We start from the raw sequence: 11,998 nt of genomic DNA, 5'->3' as shown, positions 1-11,998 counted from the left end.
AAGCAGAAACGGATCTGACCGTTCACCGGCCTCAGGCGGGAATGTTCGCCATGATCAACGTCTCCGCCACCGGGCTGGACGGCGAAGCCTATGCCTGGGACTTGTTGCAGACCGGGGTGGCTGTCATGCCGGGATCCGCCTTTGGGGACAGCTTGAAAGACTGGGTGCGAGTGGCCCTGACGATCAGTGACACCAACTTTGCCACTGCGGTGTCCCGCCTCATCGATCACGCCAACAGAAAATCACGCGAGGTTGCATGAGTGAAATGACCGTGGGCGAAGCATTGGTTGCAAGGCTTCGCCAAAAGGATGTGACCTGCGTGTTCGGAATTCCGGGCGTTCATACGGTCGAGCTTTACCGCGGGCTTGCAGGCTCGGGCATTCGTCACGTTACACCCAGACACGAACAGGGTGCAGGGTTTATGGCCGACGGCTATGCGCGCGTGTCAGGCAAACCGGGTGTGGCCTTTGTGATCACCGGGCCTGGATTGACCAATACATTGACGCCGATGGCGCAGGCCCGCGCGGATTCAATACCGATGCTGGTGGTGTCCGGTGTCAACAAAACCGCATCTCTTGGCAGGGGTTTAGGGCATCTGCATGAATTGCCAGACCAGTTGGGACTGGCCAGGACCGTTGTGTTGCTGTCCGAACAAGTTTCCGCCACCAACGCTCTGGACCCGGTCTTGGACCGCGTGTTCCACACCCTCGCCAACGGTCGACCCGGACCGGTGCATATCGAAGTTCCGTTAGATATCGCAGCTTCAGAATATCAGGAAACACCGGTCGAACCGCCTGTCTCGGTCTCCCCGATTGACCCGGTTTTGATCACCCAAGCCGCAAAGCAACTGGCCAAAGCGAAGAACGTTGTCATTCTGGCGGGCGGCGGCGCAAAGCATGCAGAGGCTGGATTGCAGGCACTGGCCGAAGCTCTGGATGCCCCCGTGGTGCAAACCGTCAACGCGCGCGGCCTGATGCACAGGCATCCGCTGACCGTTCCGGCAAGCCCCAGCCTGGACGCCGTACGCGGCTTGATAGAAAGCGCCGATTGCGTCCTTGCGCTGGGAACTGAGTTGGGGCCAACCGACTATGATATGTATGCCACCGGCCAAATTGCTGAAATGTCAGGGTTGATACGGGTTGATCGGTGCAGCGAGCAACTGACGCGACATGAGGCAGCGCTCATCATTCAAGGTGACGTCAACTTGGCTGTATCAGCGCTGGGTGACGCTTTACCGCACAAGCCAAAGCAAAGCGATGGTACGGAACGTGCAGGCAAAACACGTGACGCCGCCTGGGCGGAGATTGGTCCGGACTATCGCAAACAGGTGGAAATCCTCAACGCAATGCGCTCTGCGCTCCCGAACGCGCTAATGGTCGGAGATTCCACCCAACCGATCTATGCCGGCAATCTTTTCTACGACCACGACCGGGCCGGAGGCTGGTTTAACGCGGCAACTGGGTACGGCGCACTGGGCTATGGAATCCCCGCAGCCATCGGCGCTTCGGTCGCCGATCCCACAGCACGTGTGATATGCATCGCGGGCGATGGAGGCGCCCAGTTTTCTCTGCCTGAGATTATGGCAGCAGTCGACGAAGACCTGCCGGTCACCTTCGTGATCTGGAACAATCATGGATACCAGGAAATTGCCACGTCAATGCAGGATGCGGGCGTAACAGTCATAGGATGTGATCCCTCGCCTCCCGATTTTTCAGCAACGGCCAAGTCATACGGCATTCCATTCGCTTCGGTTCCAGCTGAACCGCAGGCTGTCGCGCAGGCATTGCGCCAAACTGCCGCCCAGAACGGGCCGGTAATGATCGAAGTCACCACTCCGAAATTCGCAGCTCAGAAAGATTGAAACATGTCAGACCCAACCTTTGAGTTTTCCCGCGCCATCACCCGCCGTCCGGCTCCGACTATTGCAGGCGGGTTGCGTGCAGAAGATATCGGAAACCCGGATTTCGACGGGATGACAGCGGCGCATAAGGCATATGTGGCAGCACTGAGAAGCACCGGGGCCGAGGTAATCGAACTGGATCCCCTGAACGCGTTTCCCGACGCACAATTTGTCGAGGATACAGCCCTTTGCCTGCCGCAAGGTGCGATACTGATGCGACCTGGCGCACCTTCGCGGATGGGTGAAGTGGCTGAAATGGCACCGACCCTTCACGGCTGCTACGATACGGTTCTGGAAATCCAGGGCCCCGGCCATATCGAGGGTGGAGATATCCTTGTTACCGGTCGCGAAATTCTGGTGGGCCGGTCAGACCGTACCGACGCGGAAGGTGTCGCCGAGCTGGCGAAAATCACCTCGGAGTGGGGGCACAAACTGCGCGAGGTGTTCACGCCCGAGGGCGTCTTACACTTCAAGACAGATTGTTCACTGATGGACGCCGAAACAATACTGTCGACCCGACGGCTGGATGCCTCGGGCTGTTTCGAGGGCTACCGGGTGCTGCATGTTGCGGACGGAGAGGAAGCTGCCGCCAATGCGATCCGCTTCAACAATCTGGTGCTGATAGCCGCTGGCTTCCCACGCACAGCTGAGATGTTAGATCGTGAAGGGTATGAGGTCGTTGAAATCGACAACATCGACTGCGCAAAGCTGGATGGAGGAATGTCCTGCCTTTCGCTAAGATTTTAGGAGTGTAACCGGTAGCGTTCGATCCTTGGTGTTTCTTGCGAAAACTGTCGCCCGTACCGGTCTTTCCTTTCCCGCCATTCGCTCATAAACATAGGTGGCTGTCGATGATCTCGTCCGCCAAGTGCGACCTGCAACCGGTTGCAAGACTTTTGCGATGGTGCATAATGAAGCTCTGATGCAAAACACCTTGATATCTCTGACCATCAACGACCGGAGCCGCACTGCGTGAGCGTGACCCTGAAAGACGTCGCCGCCTTGGCTGGCGTATCGCGATCTGCGGTGTCGCGCACCTTCACCGAAGGCGCCTCGGTCTCTGCAAAAACACGCAGTAAAGTTGAAAAGGCCGCGCGAGAGCTTGGCTACAGCCCCAATGCCCTCGCCTCGTCCCTGACAACCGGGCGCACCAAACTGATCGGGTTGATTTCGAACAACTTTCACAACCCTATTTTTCTTGAGGTGTTCGATCAGTTCACCCGCGCCTTGCAGGAACGCGGGCTACGCCCTTTGATTGTGAACCTGACGGACGAGACCGAGCCCGCAAACTCGGTCCGCATGCTGCGCCAGTATTCGGTTGACGCGGCCATCGTTGCGTCTTCGACGCTGCCGCCCAGCTTTGCCAAGGCGTTCCACGATGCGGGCGTACCGGTGGTGCATACATTTGGCCGCTCGGCCACCTCGCCCGAAGTGCATGTGGTGGGAATCGACAACGTCGAATGCGGGCGCATGGCCGCGCGCGAGCTTTTGGCGCGCGGATACAAGCGTCTCGGCTATCTGGGCGGGCCCGAAGATGCAACCTCGGCACTTGACCGGTATCGCGGGTTCATGGAAGAACTGGCAGACCACCCCGATATCGAAGTAAGCCATTGTTTCGCAGGGGCTTATTCCTTCGAGGCCGGCCGCGCCGAAATGTTGCGCCTGTTGGCCAACACCCCGTCCGAGGCGTATTTCTGCGGCGATGACATCCTGTCTGTTGGCGCATTGTCCGCACTGGCCGATCACGGGCTGAAACCGGGTCAGGACATTGGAATCATCGGTCTGAACGACATGGAGATGTCGCGCTGGGAAAGCGTTAACCTGACAACGATCCACCAGCCGATCAAACAGATCATCACTTCATCCGTCGATCTGGTCGTTGAGATGCTGAAAGAGCCTCAGCGCTATCCCGAGGCCCGCATTTTCCCCTGCCGCGTGATCGAACGGGGCACATTGCGGCCCCGCCCCTGATCAGCGAAACATCGGCGGGCGCGCGTCCTGCCATGCGCCATCGGCCTTGCCCGACGCAACAGCCGCGTGGACGGCCGCAATGGACCGCAGCCCATCTGCCGCACCGGGCAGACCGTCGCGTCTTTCACCACGGATCGCATCCGCCAGATCGCAATAGATGTTGGCGACCGCCAGCGGAAAACCCTCGGGGTGCGCAATGGCGACACGCGACAGGCGTTGCACCTCATCGTGCAGACCGCCCTCACCCTTTTCGATGATCTGAGTACGCCCGCCGACCGGAGTATAGATCAACTGATTGGGCTGTTCGGACGCCCACCGCAGCCCACCGGTTTCGCCAAAGACCTGAATGTCAAAGCCATGCTGCCGCCCGATCGCCACTGATGACGTCCAAAGGCGTCCAACCGTGCCGCCCTCCATCCGGAAGTTGATCATTGCATCATCTTCCAGCTCACGGCTGACGATGGTCGAGGCCATGTCGGCAGACAGGGTTTTCACCTGATCGTCACAGATGAAACTGGCCATGTGCAACGCATGGATGCCGCAATCGGCAAACTGCCCTGAAACCCCGGCCATCGCAGGGTCATAGCGCCAGCGCACGCGCGGGTTATCCGCATCTGTGGCATCGCCATGATGGCCGTGGCTGAAATTGGTCACCACCAGACGCACCTTGCCGATATCGCCTGCGCGCACCATCGCACGGGCCTGACGCACCATCGGATAGGCGGAATAACAGTAGTTCACTGCACAGATCCTGCCCGAGGCTTCGGCCACGCGCACAATCTCTTCGCCCTCTTTCACCGTCATGGTCATCGGCTTTTCGCACAACACGTTAAAGCCTGCCTCAAGATAGGCCTTGGTAATCTCAAAATGGGTCGAATTGGGCGTCGCGATGGTTACCAGATCAATCCGATCCTCGCGGTCTTTTTCGCCCGCCAGCATCTCTTGCCAATCGCCATAGGCACGATCGGCAGCAACACCCAATCGCTGCGCGTATTCGCGGCCCACCTCGGGCCGGTGATCCAGCGCGCCAGCCGCAAATTCGAACAACCCGTCCGCCTGCGCCCCAAGGCGGTGTGCTGGGCCAATCTGGCTGCCTTCACCACCCCCGATCATGCCCCATCTCAACTTAGCCATGGTCATTGTCTCTCATTGGAATTGTCACGTAGAGCGATCAGAAATCGCTAATGTCCTGCCACTGCCGCTGATCGGACGAGGTCAGCGCAGCGGCCAGCACACGATTGACCTCATGCCCGTCGCGGAACGTGGGCCAGATCGCCTCGCCGGTATGGATGGCCTGTAAAAAGTCCTTGGCCTCGATGATGATCTGGTCCTGATAGCCGGTTCCGTGACCCGGACCCTGACAGAAGGGCTCATAATCCGGGTGCGCTGGGCCAGTCAGGATCTTGGTGAACCCGCGCGCGGCTTCGGGCCCTTCGCGCTTGTACAGCCACAGCGCATTCTGGTCCTCCTGATCGAACCGGAGCGCGCCTTTTGTACCTGATATTTCATAGGCATAGCCCATTTTCCGCCCCGTCGCGACGCGGCTGAAATACAGGCTTCCCATGACCCCGTTTTCGAACCGGCACATCATCTGGGCATGGTCGTCATTTGTTACCGCACCACCGGGGCGGGTTTTGTGAACGGTCTCAACATCGGCCATCACCTGCGCAATGGGCCCGACCAAGGCCAATGCGCCGTTGACCATATGCGGGGCAAGATCGCCGATTGTGCCGTTGGCCATACCGGTCGTGCGCCAGGTGGCCGAGGCCTGCGGATCTGCATAGAAATCCTCGGTATGTTCGCCCCGGAACCACGTGATGTCACCAATCGCGCCATCGGTAATCAACTGGCGGGCATATTGGCTGGCGGGTGTGCGGATATAGTTGAACCCCACCATGTTCACCGCCCCCGAAGCCTCAGCCGCGGCAACCATCGCCCGACTGTCTTCAAGCGATGCGCCCAGTGGTTTCTCGCACAAGACCGGTTTGCCTAAGGCAAAAGCCGCTTCGGCAATCTGACGATGTGTTGACTGAGGCGAGGCGATCACGATTGCCTCGGCCTTGGGGTCTTCAACCAACATGCGCCAGTCATCGGTTGCCCGCTGAAATCCATAGGCCGCCCGGTAGCGTTCGGCACTGTCCGGGCTCGACGCGCAGATGACCTCAAGCCGGGGGCGCAACGCCGTGTTGAACACCGCTCCGACGGCCGACATCGCGACGGAATGGGCCTTGCCCATATAACCGCCACCCACGATTCCCACTCCGATTTCAGGCATCTGCCATGGCCTCGCACATTGTGTTTGCAACCGGTTGCAAAATCAGTATCGTGTGAATCGATTCAACGCAAGGTCCAAACTTTGCCCACCCACTTTGCCGGAGGACATGACGTGAGCGCTTTGATAGACGGTATCAAAGGAAATCGCTTTGCCGTTCTGGGGCGTGCGGGTATGGACCTTTACGCAGACCCGGTCGGTGTCAAAAGCGAAGAGGCCGATACGTTCCATGCCGATCTTGGCGGCTCGTCCGCGAATATCTGTGCCGGTCTGGTCAAGCTGGGCAGCCAGGCATCCTTGATCACCTCCATCTCGGACGATGCAATTGGTCGGTTCTGCCTCAACCGGTTGCAACATTACGGGGTAGATACCTCTTATATCCGCGTGTTGGGGGGCGAGTATCGCACCTCTCTGGCCCTGTATGAAAGCCGGACCGAGAACTTTCAGAATGTCATCTACCGCAACGGAGCGGTCGATTTTCAGGTTACTGACGCGGATGTGGACAGGGTTGATTACTCATCCTTCTCGGCCTTGATTTCGGCTGGCACCGTCTTTGCATCCGAACCCTCGCGCAGCGCCACGTTCCGAGGGTTTGAAAATGCGCGCAAAGCTGGTCTTCCGATCATTTTCGATGTTGATTACCGCCCCTACAGCTGGCCTTCGCCGGAAATTGCCGCTGACGTTCTGTCCCGTGCGGGCGAAGCCAGTGACCTGATTGTCGGCAATGATGAAGAGTTCGGCTTCATGGCCGGAGGTCTGGAAAAGGGCTTTGCCAAGGCACAGGACCTCGCCAAAAAACCGGGCCGGGTCGTCATTTACAAGATGGGCGAAAAAGGCGCCGTGACGCTGGCGGATGGGCAGGAAATCAAAACCGGGATCTACCCAGTGGACGCTATCAAGCCCGTCGGGGCCGGTGACAGTTTCATGGCAGGGCTTCTGGCTTCGATCGCGGCGGGGCACGCGCTGAAAGACTCGGTGATGCGCGGTTCTGCCTGCGCATCCATTGTCGTATCCAAACCCGGCTGCGCCCCCGCTATGCCCACGACCCCCGAACTGAACGCGTTCCTTGCCTCTCACTCCGGTCCGACCACATAGGAGTATCCCATGCATATCGCGCCCTATGACAATCAGAACAAGCCCATCGTTGACGCCGGCGATCCGACCGTTCCGCTGAACTATTTCAACATCGTCAAACTGAAAAAAGGCGAGGCGTTCGAATACCGGGTGCCGGGCTACGAGACCTGCATCGTCCCTGCAACCGGCAGCGTCGATGTGGATGTCGAAGGCGTTTCCTTCCCCAGGCTGGGCAACCGGGGCGAAGATGTCTGGGATGGCGAGCCCGAGGGCGTCTATGTTCCCGTCGGCGCAAAGGTGCAGATGGTCTGCCTTTCTGACGCGACCGAGGTGTTCATTGCCGGTGCGAAATATGACAAGGTGCTGGACCCGTTCGATGTGCGCGAACACGACCTTGTGCAATATGGCAGCGACGACACCAAAACCCACCGCAAGATCAAACACATCCTTGGCCAAAAGCAACACGACAAGGTCGGTCGCCTGCTGGTCAGCGAGCTGTTCACCGTCGGTCAGGGCGGCTGGTCGGGCTTTCCCAGCCACAAGCACGACACCAACCGCCTGCCGGATGAGACCCGCCACGACGAGACCTACAATTTCCGGTTCAAACCCAACTGGGGCTCGGGTCTACAGATGCTTCAGCGCGAAGATAACCAGCCGGGCGACGCCTATCACATCGTGGATGGATCGACCGTTTGCATCGACAAGGGCTATCACCCCTGCTGCGTTTTGCCGGGGTACGAGATGTATTATTTCACCATCCTCGGCGGCCTGACCCAGCGTTCTCTGGTGCAGTATTTCCAGCCCACACATGCCTATCAGATCGAAACCATTCCCGGCATCAAAGACATGATTGCGAAATTCAAATGACCCTCGTCACGCTGAAAGACGTCCTGCAACCCGCTTATGAACAGGGCTATGCCGTAGGCGGGCTGGTCACACTCGGCTGGGAAGATATGCGCGCCTATGTGGCCGCGGCCGAGGCCGAGAATGCGCCCGTGATCCTGCAAGCCGGACCCAGCTGCCGCGACCACACTCCGCTACCCGTACTGGGCAAGATGTTCCGGTATCTGGCGGAAAACGCCTCGGTGCCCGTCGTTGCGCATCTGGATCACGGCTATACGTTCGAAGACTGCAAGATCGCGCTCGACAGCGGTTTTACGTCCCTGATGTTCGACGGGTCGCGCAAACCCCTGCAGCAAAACATCGATGAAACCGCCGCAATTGCCGAGATGGCCCATGCGGCAGGGATTTCCTGCGAAGGCGAGATTGGTTTTGTCGGGTACTCGGGCGGTGAAGGATCAAACGGCACCGACCCGGCAGAAGCGGCCCAGTTCGCACGTGAAAGCGGTGTGGATGGGATGGCGATATCGGTTGGCAACGTCCACCTGCAACAAAACAAGGAAGGCGGTCTGGACGAAGCGCGCATTGCCGAGATCGACGCCTTGACCACCGTGCCTCTGGTCATTCATGGCGGATCGGGTGTGCCGGTAGATCAGCGTATGAAGTTGGCCCGCGAAACCTCAATCTGCAAGTTCAACATCGGAACCGAGCTGCGCATGGCCTTCGGCAATGCCCTGCGAGACGCTGTCAATCGCGATCCCGAACGATTTGACCGCGTGACCATCCTGAAAGAAACCCACGATCCGGTCGAAGCCGCCGCGCGGATGGTCATCCGTACCTTTGGCGCGCCGCCGCAACGTTGACGCGCGCTTTCGTCCTCAGATCGAACCCCCCTCGACCATGAAGTTGCCCGCGCTGCACATGGCGGCGTCGTCCGAGGCCAGAAACAGCACCATACGCGCGACATAGACAGGCTCAATCGGATCGGGCAGGCATTGGCGGTCGACCTGTTTGGCCAGCGCCTCGGGCGTGACCCAGAGGTTCTTCTGGCGCTCGGTCATGATCCAGCCCGGCACCACCGTGTTCACACGAATGCTGTGATCGCCCAATTCGCGCGCCATGGTGCGGGTCAGGCCATGCACCGCCGATTTGGCGGTGGCATAGGCCGGAAAACCTGCCCCGGCCTCCCACCAGGAATTCGATCCTATGTTGACGATCGAACCTGCGCCCTTGGCGATCATACCCGGGGCCACAGCCTGAATGGCAAAGAACATATGGCGGATATTGGTCGCCATCCGCTCATCCCAATAGTCCGGCGTCACCTCGCGCCAGTCGTGGCGGTCATCCTGGGCGGCGTTGTTGACCAGCACATCCGCCTCGCCCAGCTCCTCGACCAGTTGCTCCAGCGCAGCCCGCGTCCCTTCGATATCGCGCAGGTCACATTGCGCAAAGGCGTGTTCACCGTCCAGGTCCGCCAGCAGAGCATGGCCCGCATCCGCATTGATATCCAGAAACCCGACCTTCGCCCCTTGCGCGGCAAAGGCGCGAACGGTTTCCGCACCAATTCCCCCGGCCCCGCCCGTGATGATAACCGTTTTGCCCGCAAGGCTAGGGTAATTGGCGAAGTCTTGGCTCATCCGTCACGCTCCATGATCCATTCGACCTCAGGGGCCAGGGCAAACCGCCATTTGCGCAGGGGGCCCGCCATGACGTTCAGGTAATACATCTCAAACCCATAGGGCGCGCCGCAAGGGTGATGGCCGCGCGGAACAGTCACAACATCGCCATCGGAGACAGCCATCGTCTCATCCAACTGGCCATCATCGGTATAGACCCGCTGAATTCCGAACCCGTTGGCCGGGTTGAGGCGGTGATAATACGTCTCTTCCAGATAGGTGATGCGGGGAAAATCATCCTCATCATGTCGATGACTGGGGTAAGAGGACCAGTGCCCATTGGGCGTAAAAACCTCGGTCACCAGCAGGCTGTCGGCATAATCCTCGTTCTCCATCGCGATATTGTTGATATATCGCGTATTCACGCCCTTGCCGCGTTCGGTCAGGGTGATGCCATCCGGCCCGATCCGGCGCGCTTTGTGGCCGCCCTTGCTCGGGGCCGAGCACACCGCCACAACGCAGTCGGTTTCCGCCACAGCCTCCCACTCGGTTCCGTTGGGCAGATACAGGCTATGCGGCGGTGTCTTTTCGAACACTTTCATCCGACCGCCCAACACGCCCCAGTCCTGCCCGGCCCCGGTGATCCGCGCCTTGCCTTCGACCATCACCAGAATGACTTCGCGGTCTCCTGTCGCCTCGGCCGCCCGGTCGCCCGCTTGCAGATGATAGAGCCCAAAACCTACATATCGCCATCCGGCACTGTCCGGGGTGATGTCATGTACTTTGCCACGGGTTCCAATAGGCTTCTTCAGCAGATCTGCCATTCTTGTTCTCCTTATTGGGCGGGCCTAAACGGCCCGCCTGTATTGCCCTCAGGCCGCTTGCCGTGCTTGCAGGGCCAAAAGCGCGGCAGACAGCTGAGCCTCGGCCCACCCTTCCGATACGGCCCTGTGCAATATGTCGGCCTGGCTTTCGGGCGCGTTGCCACCAATCGGCGGGTCGGTGTCCAGATTGGTCGGGAACGGATAGCCCTCAGCCGTTGCGGCAATAGCGGCATTCAGCTCTGCCGCACTCAGCGCCCCCCGTTGTTTCAGGGCGACCAGCGACGGAAACACCGCCTGCGACATGGACTGCCGGTCAACCATCTCCATCGCGCGGCCAAAAGCGGATGAGACCTGCAACAGGTTCGCCATCCGCTGAATATCCGTACTGCTGTTTTCCCCGGCAGCGTGGAACAGCGCCGGGTTGAAGAACACCGCATCCCCCTTCGCAAGGGGCAACTGAATGTAGTTCTCTTCAAAAAACGCCCGGTGTGCCGCATCGTGAAAGGCCAGATATCCCGGCGCGTAAAGCTGCGAAAACGGCAACAGTTTGGTTGGGCCGCTTTCCACGGGCATGTCACAATGCGCAACCGCGCCTTGCAAGGTCAGCGAGGCCGTCACCAGATGGGCATGGGCCGGATACCGGGCGGCGCTGTCGGCGGTTTGAAAGCCCAGATGGTAATCCCGATGCGCCTGCTGTGCCTTGCCGCCGGGGCGCACCTGATTGATTTGCGCGGTCATTTGATAGTTCGGCCCCAGCCACGCCTCGCAAGCCGCTGCAATGGCCACATTCCCGAAATAGAGTGCAAAGCCCTCGGGGTCGCGCAAGCACTGTTTCTGCAATGCGTTCCATATCCGGTCATTCGCGCCCGAGGCCGCGAAGTGGTCGCCTTCTCCGGCCCCGCCCTGACGTTCTTCCACGATGATCTGCTGGAACACAGCCGTCGCCCGGTCGATCACGGACGTATCCGCAAATGCGCCTTTTAGAACGATCACACCCGCAGATTTATCCAACACCCCTGCCCATTCCGCCAGCAGCGCTTTTCTTTGATCTGCCTTCTCCAGCGCCGGGCGCAGAGCGTGCATATCATAGATCGGAACGTTCTTTTGCACCGATGCGGCATGAGGAACCGCACCGGTTGTCAGGTTTTGCGAAGTCAACACCTTGAATTCATCCAGATCACAGGATTCCCGGTCAAAATAGCCGACATATCCAAGGTCTTGATGTACCATGACAAACTCCTCTTTCATGGCTTCGGTGTTGCCCCGAGGGGCGGTGATTAAACGGTGATCTCCAACCCTGCCTTGCCGCAAACCTCGACGATGTGGTCATAGCCCAATTTGGAGTACTCATAGGGCGGCGCCTTGGCGGGGTCCTGCTCTGCCTCGACCACGATCCAGCCGCTGTAATCCATTGCTTTCAACGCGTTGGCTACGGCCTGAAAGTCGATGCAGCCATCACCCGGCACGGTGAATGCGCCGGCAATTACGGCATCCAGAAAGC

The 11,998-nt window shown here is 59.4% G+C and carries 13 protein-coding genes; 7 read left to right on the top strand and 6 right to left on the bottom strand.

Features of this window, described 5'->3' with window-relative positions:
• The 4 genes from AC2FLZ_RS20620 to AC2FLZ_RS20605 form a co-directional block, all read left to right on the top strand.
• Window positions 1–260 (top strand): aminotransferase class I/II-fold pyridoxal phosphate-dependent enzyme (locus AC2FLZ_RS20620; RefSeq protein ID WP_496882696.1); only part of this gene is annotated, 260 nt, incomplete at its 5' end.
• Entirely contained in the window at window positions 257–1,861 is a 1,605-nt protein-coding gene (locus AC2FLZ_RS20615) for a 5-guanidino-2-oxopentanoate decarboxylase (protein WP_496882695.1), read from the top strand. The genes AC2FLZ_RS20620 and AC2FLZ_RS20615, both read left to right, overlap by 4 nt.
• A 3-nt stretch (window positions 1,862–1,864) precedes the next feature.
• On the top strand, window positions 1,865–2,647 hold the full coding sequence (locus tag AC2FLZ_RS20610; RefSeq protein ID WP_496882694.1) for an arginine deiminase family protein: 783 nt from the start codon (window positions 1,865–1,867) through the stop codon (window positions 2,645–2,647).
• 225 nt (window positions 2,648–2,872) lie between these two features.
• Window positions 2,873–3,871, top strand: coding sequence for a LacI family DNA-binding transcriptional regulator (locus tag AC2FLZ_RS20605; RefSeq protein WP_480518600.1), 999 nt, complete (start codon window positions 2,873–2,875; stop codon window positions 3,869–3,871).
• Here AC2FLZ_RS20605 and AC2FLZ_RS20600 read toward each other — a convergent pair whose 3' ends face one another.
• Together AC2FLZ_RS20600 and AC2FLZ_RS20595 are read right to left on the bottom strand one after the other, a co-directional pair.
• Complete coding sequence (locus AC2FLZ_RS20600) at window positions 3,872–5,005, bottom strand: Gfo/Idh/MocA family protein (RefSeq protein ID WP_480518598.1); 1,134 nt, start codon at window positions 5,003–5,005, stop codon at window positions 3,872–3,874.
• A gap of 37 nt (window positions 5,006–5,042) precedes the next feature.
• A complete protein-coding gene (locus AC2FLZ_RS20595; protein ID WP_496882693.1) occupies window positions 5,043–6,146 on the bottom strand; it encodes a Gfo/Idh/MocA family protein in 1,104 nt (367 codons plus the stop codon).
• 111 nt (window positions 6,147–6,257) lie between these two features.
• Here AC2FLZ_RS20595 and iolC point away from each other — a divergent pair, with 111 nt between their 5' ends.
• Genes iolC through AC2FLZ_RS20580 form a run of 3 tightly spaced genes read left to right on the top strand, consistent with a single transcriptional unit; the run spans window position 6,258 to window position 8,920 of the window.
• Window positions 6,258–7,238: a 5-dehydro-2-deoxygluconokinase gene (gene iolC / locus AC2FLZ_RS20590; protein ID WP_496715419.1), complete on the top strand. Its 981-nt coding sequence runs from the start codon at window positions 6,258–6,260 to the stop codon at window positions 7,236–7,238.
• A 9-nt stretch (window positions 7,239–7,247) separates the two neighbouring features.
• The gene (locus tag AC2FLZ_RS20585) at window positions 7,248–8,084 is read left to right on the top strand and encodes a 5-deoxy-glucuronate isomerase (protein WP_480475288.1); all 837 of its coding nucleotides are present in this window, start codon (window positions 7,248–7,250) and stop codon (window positions 8,082–8,084) included.
• Window positions 8,081–8,920: a class II fructose-bisphosphate aldolase gene (locus AC2FLZ_RS20580; RefSeq protein ID WP_496715417.1), complete on the top strand. Its 840-nt coding sequence runs from the start codon at window positions 8,081–8,083 to the stop codon at window positions 8,918–8,920. Before AC2FLZ_RS20585 ends, AC2FLZ_RS20580 begins: the two co-directional genes overlap by 4 nt.
• Window positions 8,921–8,935: 15 nt before the next feature.
• On the opposite strand, the gene AC2FLZ_RS20575 is transcribed toward AC2FLZ_RS20580, so the two are convergent.
• The 4 genes from AC2FLZ_RS20575 to AC2FLZ_RS20560 form a co-directional block, all read right to left on the bottom strand.
• Window positions 8,936–9,694, bottom strand: coding sequence for an SDR family NAD(P)-dependent oxidoreductase (locus tag AC2FLZ_RS20575; RefSeq protein ID WP_496715416.1), 759 nt, complete (start codon window positions 9,692–9,694; stop codon window positions 8,936–8,938).
• A complete protein-coding gene (gene iolB / locus AC2FLZ_RS20570) occupies window positions 9,691–10,497 on the bottom strand; it encodes a 5-deoxy-glucuronate isomerase (protein WP_480518586.1) in 807 nt (268 codons plus the stop codon). The genes AC2FLZ_RS20575 and iolB overlap by 4 nt, the downstream gene beginning before the upstream one ends.
• 48 nt (window positions 10,498–10,545) lie before the next feature.
• Complete coding sequence (locus AC2FLZ_RS20565) at window positions 10,546–11,727, bottom strand: phytanoyl-CoA dioxygenase family protein (protein ID WP_480518584.1); 1,182 nt, start codon at window positions 11,725–11,727, stop codon at window positions 10,546–10,548.
• 47 nt (window positions 11,728–11,774) lie between these two features.
• Window positions 11,775–11,998 (bottom strand): TIM barrel protein (locus AC2FLZ_RS20560; protein WP_496882692.1); only part of this gene is annotated, 224 nt, incomplete at its 5' end.

Source organism: Ruegeria sp. YKSF131 (assembly GCF_059612645.1).
Note: the sequence above shows the minus strand (reverse complement) of the source record. Positions and strands in the feature narration are given on the sequence as shown.

What these genes read in the sequence shown, in the direction of transcription:
- AC2FLZ_RS20615 (WP_496882695.1), top strand. Translation starts at nt 257, where the DNA reads ATGAGTGAAATGACCGTGGGCGAAGCATTGGTTGCAAGGCTTCGCCAA.
- AC2FLZ_RS20610 (WP_496882694.1), top strand. Translation starts at nt 1,865, where the DNA reads ATGTCAGACCCAACCTTTGAGTTTTCCCGCGCCATCACCCGCCGTCCG.
- AC2FLZ_RS20600 (WP_480518598.1), bottom strand. Translation starts at nt 5,005, where the DNA reads ATGGCTAAGTTGAGATGGGGCATGATCGGGGGTGGTGAAGGCAGCCAG.
- AC2FLZ_RS20595 (WP_496882693.1), bottom strand. Translation starts at nt 6,146, where the DNA reads ATGCCTGAAATCGGAGTGGGAATCGTGGGTGGCGGTTATATGGGCAAG.
- AC2FLZ_RS20585 (WP_480475288.1), top strand. Translation starts at nt 7,248, where the DNA reads ATGCATATCGCGCCCTATGACAATCAGAACAAGCCCATCGTTGACGCC.
- AC2FLZ_RS20580 (WP_496715417.1), top strand. Translation starts at nt 8,081, where the DNA reads ATGACCCTCGTCACGCTGAAAGACGTCCTGCAACCCGCTTATGAACAG.
- AC2FLZ_RS20575 (WP_496715416.1), bottom strand. Translation starts at nt 9,694, where the DNA reads ATGAGCCAAGACTTCGCCAATTACCCTAGCCTTGCGGGCAAAACGGTT.
- iolB (WP_480518586.1), bottom strand. Translation starts at nt 10,497, where the DNA reads ATGGCAGATCTGCTGAAGAAGCCTATTGGAACCCGTGGCAAAGTACAT.
- AC2FLZ_RS20565 (WP_480518584.1), bottom strand. Translation starts at nt 11,727, where the DNA reads ATGGTACATCAAGACCTTGGATATGTCGGCTATTTTGACCGGGAATCC.